3 protein-coding genes are annotated in these 3045 nt (G+C 50.0%); all 3 read right to left on the minus strand.

Features of this window, described 5'->3' with window-relative positions:
* Nucleotides 1-827 (minus strand): acetyl-CoA carboxylase, carboxyltransferase subunit beta (accD, locus tag KDK16_RS06520; RefSeq protein ID WP_257275241.1); only part of this gene is annotated, 827 nt, incomplete at its 3' end.
* Nucleotides 828-917: 90 nt separating this feature from the next.
* Nucleotides 918-1721 (minus strand): tryptophan synthase subunit alpha, encoded by an 804-nt coding sequence (gene trpA / locus KDK16_RS06525; protein WP_257275244.1) that lies wholly within the window; start codon nucleotides 1719-1721, stop codon nucleotides 918-920.
* Nucleotides 1722-1738: 17 nt separating this feature from the next.
* Complete coding sequence (gene trpB, locus KDK16_RS06530) at nucleotides 1739-2968, minus strand: tryptophan synthase subunit beta (RefSeq protein WP_257252528.1); 1230 nt, start codon at nucleotides 2966-2968, stop codon at nucleotides 1739-1741.
* Nucleotides 2969-3045 lie beyond the last annotated feature (77 nt).

Consider the following 3045-nt stretch of genomic DNA (forward strand, 5'->3'; position numbering starts at 1 on the left):
ACCGTCGAACGCATTTCGCCCCGATCAACAATCATATCGATTGCCCCATGCTCCAGCAGAAACTCACTACGCTGAAAACCTTCAGGCAACTTTTCACGAACCGTCTGCTCGATAACGCGCGGACCCGCAAACCCGATTAACGCACCGGGCTCGGCAATATTCACATCACCCAACATTGCCAAAGAGGCAGATACACCTCCATAAACGGGATCTGTGAGCACAGAGAAATAAGGTACTCCCTGTTGTTTCATTCGCTCTAATGCCGCACTGGTTTTTGCCATCTGCATCAGGGAAAACAAAGCCTCCTGCATGCGGGCACCACCACTGGCTGAAAAACAAACAAAAGGAACCTTGAGTTCCAGACTCAGCTCTGCGGCACGGGCAAACTTCTCGCCAACAACAGAACCCATTGATCCACCCATAAAGCTGAATTCAAAAGCCACAGCAACCACAGGCAGACCATCCAGCTGGCCTTTCATAGCGACCAGAGCATCTTTTTCACCCGTCTGCTTTTGAGCAGATGCCAGACGGTCCTTGTATTTCTTTGAATCCCGGAACTTGAGCTTATCGACAGGCTCTATCTCAGAGAACAATTCTTCAGTAGTGCTTTTGTCCAGAAAGTACTCCAGACGCTTTCGGGCACCGATACGCATGTGGTGACTGCATTTTGGACAAACGTACAGATTTCTCTCAAGCTCTGGGCGATACAGAACCGACTCACACTTAACACACTTGCGCCATAATCCTTCTGGCACATTACTGCTCTTCTGCTGACTTGTAGAACGTGACAGCGAAGGTATCAATTTATCGACTAGCCAGTTACTCATTCACGCTACCTGTCTATTGGCAAGATTGAAAATAGAGAGCGCCTGAATGTTCAGGGCACTCCCTATTGTCTATCGCCTTAATTCATCGGGTTAACCTTTATCCATTGCCTGACGCATTGCTTGTAGATGACCAGAGACCCGGTCGATAGCACCTTCGCCCTGGCGTTGGTAATTGGCCAGCTCGGATACCAACAGGGACCCTACTACCACACCATCTGCAACCGAAGAAATGGCTGCTGCAGACTCACCATCACGAATACCAAAACCGACACCAACAGGCAGGTCGGTAAACCCTTTGATGTGAGCCACTCTGGACTGAACACTGCCGAGATCCAGCTTGTTTGAGCCTGTCACTCCCTTCACTGAAACGTAATATACGAACCCTGAAGCAACAGAGCAGATCTTTTGAATGCGCTCATCGGTGGTAGTGGGCGTAATCAGGTTGATCATATCAATCTGCCTGGGCTTTAAATGCTCAACCAGACCGCCAGCAAACTCCGCGGGCAAATCAACAATCAGTACACCATCGACACCGGCTTCAGCGGCCCGCGCAGCAAACACCCCATAACCCATAACTTCTACCGGGTTAAGGTAGCCCATCAGGACAATCGGGGTCGTATTATCGTTTTCCCTGAAGCGAGTTACCATTGAAAAAACGTCATTCAATGTAACACCTTGTGATAATGCGCGCTCATGAGCCTCTGCAATCACCGGTCCGTCAGCCATGGGATCTGAAAATGGGAAACCCAGTTCGATCAGGTTAGCACCACTGGCTACCATCTTGTGCATGATGTCTACGGTCTTATCCGCCGGATCACCCGCCGTCATGTAGGGCATCAAAGCCTTACGACCTTCCGAAGACAATCGCTCAAAGCATGGTTTAATTCTCATTATGATTTCTCCCTCAATGCTTAGAACGAAAGTCCATCAATTTCAGCCACAGTATGAATATCCTTGTCGCCCCGACCAGACAGGTTGACAAGAATAATCTGATCTTTCTCCATGGTTGGAGCCAGCTTCTCAGCAAAAGCGAGGGCGTGAGAACTCTCAAGAGCCGGCATAATACCTTCCATACGTGTCAGGCTTCTGAATGCAGCCAAAGCCTCATCATCTGTTACGCAGGGATATTCAGCACGACCCACAGATCTGAGATGACTGTGCTCGGGGCCTACTCCCGGGTAATCCAAACCAGCCGATACTGAATAGCTTTCAGTTATCTGACCATCGTCGTCACACATCAGGAAACTGCGCTGCCCCTGGAAAACGCCCTGCCTCTCTCCAGACATTCTTGCAGCATGCTCTCCAGACTCAACACCGTGACCACCGGCTTCAACACCGTAGATTTTGACGTCTTCATCCTGCAGGAATTCGTAGAACAATCCCATAGCGTTGGAGCCACCACCCACACAGGCCACCAGAGCGTCGGGCAGACGCCGGGTCATTTCCAGACATTGCCTGCGAGCTTCACGCCCAATAACACTCTGAAAATTACGCACCATTTCCGGATACGGATGAGGACCACAAACCGTTCCCAGAATATAAAAGGTTTCTTCCGGACGGGTTACCCAGTCACGGAGTGCTTCGTTGATAGCATCTTTCAGTGTTTGAGAGCCACTCTCTACCGGCACAACTGTGGCCCCAAGCAGCTTCATTCGGTAAACATTCAACGCCTGACGTTTAACGTCTTTGGCCCCCATGTAAACGATACATTCCAGACCCAGTCTCGCAGCAACCGTGGCGGTAGCGACACCATGCTGACCAGCACCGGTTTCGGCAATGATCCTCTTTTTACCCATATGTTTGGCCAGCAGGGCCTGACCAATCGCATGATTGATCTTGTGGGCACCAGTGTGATTCAGATCTTCACGCTTCAGGTAGATTTGCGCACCACCCAAACTTTCAGACCAGCGCTCAGCATGATAGAGCGGTGATGGCCTGCCTACGTAATGAGCCAGATCACGGTCAAAATCAGCCTGAAAATCGGGGTCATTCCAAAGCTTCTTGTAGGTCAATTCCAGCTCTTCAAGAACACACATGAGTGTTTCTGCGACATAGCGTCCACCAAAACGACCAAAATGACCGGATTCATCCGGCAGCTCGTGCAACTTTTTATAATCCAGAGTCTTATAATCTACAGTCATTGTTTTACCGCCTCGACAAAGGCTTTCATCTTTTCGGGGTCTTTGCCCCTGTCATTCTCTACACCACTGCTGACATC

The sequence above is a fragment of the Endozoicomonas sp. SESOKO4 genome (genome assembly GCF_024606275.1).